The 4,832-nt window shown below is 63.5% G+C and carries 6 protein-coding genes and 2 pseudogenes; 2 read left to right on the top strand and 6 right to left on the bottom strand.

Going from position 1 to position 4,832, the window contains the following annotated elements; genetic code table 11:
• Positions 1-1,109: IMP dehydrogenase (guaB, locus tag RMO57_RS03905; RefSeq protein WP_310384411.1), on the bottom strand; the 1,109-nt coding region annotated here is incomplete at its 3' end.
• A gap of 83 nt (positions 1,110-1,192) precedes the next feature.
• Between guaB and RMO57_RS03900 the strand changes: the two genes are divergently transcribed.
• Positions 1,193-1,720 (top strand): DUF4124 domain-containing protein, encoded by a 528-nt coding sequence (locus RMO57_RS03900; protein WP_310384409.1) that lies wholly within the window; start codon positions 1,193-1,195, stop codon positions 1,718-1,720.
• On the opposite strand, the gene RMO57_RS03895 is transcribed toward RMO57_RS03900, so the two are convergent.
• Positions 1,717-2,043 carry an RnfH family protein gene (locus RMO57_RS03895; protein ID WP_310384407.1) on the bottom strand — a complete coding sequence of 109 codons (327 nt, stop codon included), beginning with the start codon at positions 2,041-2,043 and terminating at the stop codon, positions 1,717-1,719. The genes RMO57_RS03900 and RMO57_RS03895 overlap by 4 nt on opposite strands.
• A gap of 2 nt (positions 2,044-2,045) precedes the next feature.
• Positions 2,046-2,507: a type II toxin-antitoxin system RatA family toxin gene (locus RMO57_RS03890; protein WP_310384405.1), complete on the bottom strand. Its 462-nt coding sequence runs from the start codon at positions 2,505-2,507 to the stop codon at positions 2,046-2,048.
• 72 nt (positions 2,508-2,579) lie between these two features.
• Here RMO57_RS03890 and smpB point away from each other — a divergent pair, with 72 nt between their 5' ends.
• Positions 2,580-3,101 carry an SsrA-binding protein SmpB gene (gene smpB / locus RMO57_RS03885; RefSeq protein ID WP_310384404.1) on the top strand — a complete coding sequence of 174 codons (522 nt, stop codon included), beginning with the start codon at positions 2,580-2,582 and terminating at the stop codon, positions 3,099-3,101.
• 84 nt (positions 3,102-3,185) lie between these two features.
• On the opposite strand, the gene RMO57_RS03880 is transcribed toward smpB, so the two are convergent.
• From RMO57_RS03880 to RMO57_RS21965, 3 genes and pseudogenes are all read right to left on the bottom strand, one after another.
• Complete coding sequence (locus RMO57_RS03880) at positions 3,186-4,373, bottom strand: PLP-dependent transferase (RefSeq protein ID WP_310384403.1); 1,188 nt, start codon at positions 4,371-4,373, stop codon at positions 3,186-3,188.
• Between the two features lie 14 nt (positions 4,374-4,387).
• Positions 4,388-4,723, bottom strand: a pseudogene (gene rimO, locus RMO57_RS03875) (30S ribosomal protein S12 methylthiotransferase RimO); the annotation flags it as partial.
• Between the two features lie 37 nt (positions 4,724-4,760).
• Positions 4,761-4,817, bottom strand: a pseudogene (locus tag RMO57_RS21965) (hypothetical protein); the annotation flags it as partial.
• Positions 4,818-4,832 lie beyond the last annotated feature (15 nt).

The following is a 4,832-nucleotide window of genomic DNA, read 5'->3' as shown; positions in this document are numbered from 1 at the left end:
CCGGGGGCCTCTTCGGTGCCGGCAAAGGCGCCGCCCATCATCACGCAATCGGCACCGGCGGCAATCGCCTTGGCCAAGTCGCCCGAGAAGCGCACGCCGCCGTCGGCAATCACCGGCACGCCGGTGCCGCGCAAGGCGGTGGCGACGTTGTCGATCGCGGTGATCTGCGGCACGCCGACGCCGGCGACGATGCGGGTGGTGCAGATCGAGCCCGGGCCGATGCCGACCTTGACGCCGTCCGCACCCGCCTCCACCAGCGCCAAAGCGGCTGCAGCGGTGGCGATATTGCCGCCGACCACGTCGACGCCTGGGAACTTGTCCTTGACCCAGCGCACGCGCTCCAGCACGCCGGCGCTGTGGCCGTGCGCGGTGTCAACGATCAGCACATCGACGCCGGCCTTGACCAGCAGGCTGACGCGCTCTTCGGTGTCGTCACCGAAACCGACCGCCGCACCGACGCGCAGCTTGCCGTGTGAGTCGCGGGCGGCATTGGGGAAGCTGGTTTGCTTGGTGATGTCTTTGACGGTCATCAGGCCGCGCAACTCGAAGTTAGCGTTGATGACCACCACGCGCTCCAGCTTGTGCTGGTGCATCAAGGCCTTGGCCTGTTCCAGCGAAGCGCCTTCCTTGACGGTGATCAGCTTGGCGGCCGGCGTCATCATTTCGCTGACGGCCAAGTCCATGCGCGTCTCAAAGCGCACATCGCGGCCGGTGACGATGCCGACGACCTTTTTACCTTCCAAGACCGGGAAGCCCGACACGCCGTGCAGGCGCTGCAAGGCGATCACTTCGCGCACCGTGGTGCTGGGCGTGATGGTGAATGGCTCCAGCACGATGCCAGACTCATAGCGCTTGACGCGCGCGACCTCGATCGCTTGCTGAGCCGCAGTCAGATTCTTGTGAACGATGCCGATGCCGCCCTCTTGCGCGACGGCGATGGCCAGACGCGCTTCGGTGACCGTGTCCATGGCGGCGGACACCAAGGGCAGGTTGAGACGGATATTGCGGGACAGCCGAGTGGCTAAACTGGTGTCGCGAGGCAGGACTTGCGAGAACGCTGGCACCAAGAGAACATCATCGAAGGTGAGCGCTTTGCCGAGTAGGCGCATAGGGGAAGCTCCAGACGCAAAGCGGCATTATACGGAGGCGCGCAAGGCCGCTAACTTTCAAGCCCCAAGGCTACACTCGAAAAATGCCAAATCTACTCGCCACTTTTGACCTCAAACGCATCGGCCTATTGGGCCTGCTACTGCTTTGCATTGCGCTGCCCGCGCAAGCGCAGTGGAAATGGCGCGATGCTAGCGGCAAGTTGCAGTTCAGCGATCTGCCACCGCCGCAAGGGACGGCCGAGAAAGACATCCTGCAGCGACCCAAGAATCAGCAGCAAGAGCGCGTCGTCATCGTCCCCTATGGCACAGCCACCAGCGCCAGCGCCCCGCCCCCACCTGCCAGCAGCCCCAACAAGGCAGCGCTAGAGCGCCAGGCACGCGAGAAGCAGCAAGAAAAGGACACGCAGCTGCGCCAAAAGGAAGCTGACGCCAAGCAGGCCGAGCAGCGCCGCGACAACTGCGTGCGCGCCAAAGAAAATATGAAAATGCTGCAGGAAGGCATCAGGCTGACCCGCAACAACGAAAAGGGCGAACCCATCGTCATCGACGAGCGCCAGCGTGCCGAAGAAGTCACGCGCACTCGCACGGTCATTGACAGCGATTGCCTCTAGAGCACGATCTTGCCGCCCAGCGGCCGGTGCCGCGAGGCGACCCGTTCGGGAGACTTGCGATAGCGCAGCCGCCTCGATTCCTTCGGATCCACCGTCAAAGGCCGGTAGACCTCAATCCGGTCACGCTCGCGCAGCGGCGTGCTCAGGGGCATCAAGCGCCCCCAGACACCGATCTTCAGAACGCCAAGGAGCGCGGGCGGCAGCTGCTCGACGAATTCGGGGCAAGCGCGCAGCGCCTGTTCGATCGTCGCACCGGCCGGCACGAGCAGATTCAACTGCCTAACGTCACCGGCCTGCGGGCTCCAGACCAGCTCAACTTGCATGGTCAGCGCGGCCCATAGACCGCCTCGGCACGCTGAACGAAGCGCTCGACAAAGGTATTGGCGACGCGGTCAAACACGGGGCTGACCACCGCCTCCAGCGCCATGCTGGAGAAGGCGTAGCGAAGTTCGAACTCAATCTTGCAAGCCACCTCGGCTTCGCTTTGGCTGCCCGGTTTGGCCAGCGGCAGAAAACGCCAGTCGCCGTCGAGCAAGGAAAAGGGGCCGTCGACCAAGCGCATGCTGACGCGCCGGTCGACCTCATGGCTGTTGCGGGTGGTGAAGGCGTGGCGCACCCCGGCATAGGCCAGTGACAGCCGCGCGGTTGCGCCGTCGTCTTGCTGCTCCAGCAATTCTGCGCGTTCGCACCACGGCAAAAACTCAGGGTAGCGCTCAACGCCGACGACCAAGTCATACATCTCGCGCGGCGAGTACCAAAGGAGAACGGATTTTTTAACATGCTTCATACAATGCGGTGATTGTATTGGCGCGACCGACTCAATTCACCGCCGCCCAAGCCACCCGAAAATAAGAGCTCCATGTCCACTGCAACCAACTCGTCATTCAGACCTCCGGCCAAAGCGAAGCCGGCCGTTTCAGCCGCCCCGATCGCCGAAAACCGCCGCGCCCGCTATGACTACTTCATTGAAGAGCGGCATGAAGCCGGCATCGTGCTGGAGGGCTGGGAGGTCAAGTCCATCCGTGCCGGCCAGGTTCAGCTGACCGATGGCTACGTGATGATCAAGGGCGGCGAGATGTATTTGATTGGCTGCCGCATCAACCCGCTGCGCAACGCCTCGACCCACATCAGCCCGCTGGCCGACCGGATCAAAAAGCTCTTGCTGAAGGGCGAAGACATCCGCCGCTTGATTGGCAAGATCGAGCAAAAAGGCTTCACCCTGGTGCCGCTGAACCTGCACTTCAAGGGCAGTTACGTCAAGGTCGAGATCGGCCTGGCCAAGGGCAAGGCCGAGCATGACAAGCGCAATACCGAGAAGAAACGCGACTGGGAGAAAGAGAAAGGGCAGTTGATGCGTCATGCTGCCAACTCGAAGAGTTGAGGGTCGCGTAGCGACGCCTTTCTACTTTCGTCAAAAGGAGAAAGGGCAGTTGATGCGGCACGCATCAAAAACTCCTTCCCGCGACTAAAGCAGCGCCAGCGCCTGCGCCAAGTCGGCGCGCAAATCGGCCTCGGCCTCCAGGCCGATCGCAAAGCGCACGACCACACCTTCGGCAAAATTGCGTCCCAAGTTGCGGCTGCGAGTCAGGTCGTAGGGCACGGCCAAACTCATCGGCCCGGCCCATGAATAGCCAATGCCGAACAGCGCCAGCGCGTCGACAAAGGCATCCACTTGCAGCGCGCTGTACTCGGGCTTGAAAACGGCCGAGAACAAACACGCCGCACCGCCCGCGCTGGTCCGCAGCCAGTATTCATGGCCGGGCGAGCCGGGCAGTGCCGGATGCAAGACCTGCGCCACTTGCGGCTGAGTTTGCATCCAAGCGGCCAGCGCACGCGTCGTCGCGTCTTGCGCGCGGTAGCGCAACTCCAGCGTCGGCAGGCCGCGCAAGACCAGCTCCACATCGTTTTGACCCAGGCCATAACCGAGATGTTCATGGGCATGGTTGAGGCGCTCATGCAGCGCCAGATCACGCGTGCAGACCGAGCCCATCAGCACATCGGCACCGCCCGATGCGTACTTGGTCAGGGCCTGCATCGAGATATCGACACCAATGCCTGGCGCGATCTCAAACGGATTGAAGGCGACGCCCGAGCCCCAGGTGTTGTCCAGCGCGGTGATGACACCGCCATGCGCCTTGCAGGCAGCCAGCAGCCCCAGCAAATCGGGGAACTCCAGCGTGATCGAGCCGGCAGCCTCCAGCCAGACCAGCTGGGTCTGCGGGCCCAACTTGGCCCTGAAACCGGCAGCATCGAGCGGGTCATAGAACTTGTGCGTGATGCCGAACTGCGGCAACCAGGACTCGCTCAAATAGCGGTTTTGCCCGTACACGTTGTCCGGCACCAGCACCTCGTCGCCAGGCCGCAGCAGGCCCAGACTGACCAGCGTCACCGCCGCCAAACCGCTCGGCACCAACAAGCAATGGCGGGCGCACTCCAGGCTGGCGATGCGCGCCGCCAGCGTGTAGCTGGTCGGCGTGCCGTGCAGGCCGTAGCGATAGCTGCGGCCGTCACGCGGGCGGTATTGATGCAGGTCGGCGGTGTTCTTGAACAGCACCGTCGAGGCCTTAAAGACGCCGGGAGGGAACGCATCCCAGCCGTCCGGGGCACGGTAGGGGTGGTGGATTTGGTCAGTGGAAATTGCGCGTTTGGTCAAAACCTACCCCTCGATCAGACCGGGATGCCGATCAAGTCATGCCCTTCGGTCGCGACGATCTTGGCCTTGGTGAACTCGCCCACCTTGAGGATCTTGCTGGCCTTTTGCGGCGCGGCCAAACGCACCGTGCCGTCGATCTCCGGGGCATCGGCGTAGCTGCGGCCGACGCCGCCCTTGCGACCCATCGCCGGTGCGGAATCGATCAGCACCTGCATGGTTGAGCCAATGCGCGAGCGCAGCTTGTCGACCGACACGGCCTCGGCAATCGCCATGAAACGCGCCCGGCGCTCCTCGCGCACTTCCTTCGGGAGCGCGCCGTCCAAGTCGTTCGCCGTGGCGCGAGCCGGTGGAAGCGCTGCGGTGGGTCTGCGGCAGCACCACCACGCGGGTGCCGACTTGCACGCGGCTGTAGAGGTCGGTCACGTCCTCATTGGTCAGGCGGATGCAGCCGGAAGAAAC

Origin of the sequence: Roseateles sp., from assembly GCF_031397715.1 — a bacterium.
Taxonomy (GTDB): Bacteria; Pseudomonadota; Gammaproteobacteria; order Burkholderiales; family Burkholderiaceae_C; genus Paucibacter_A.
Note: the sequence above shows the minus strand (reverse complement) of the source record. Positions and strands in the feature narration are given on the sequence as shown.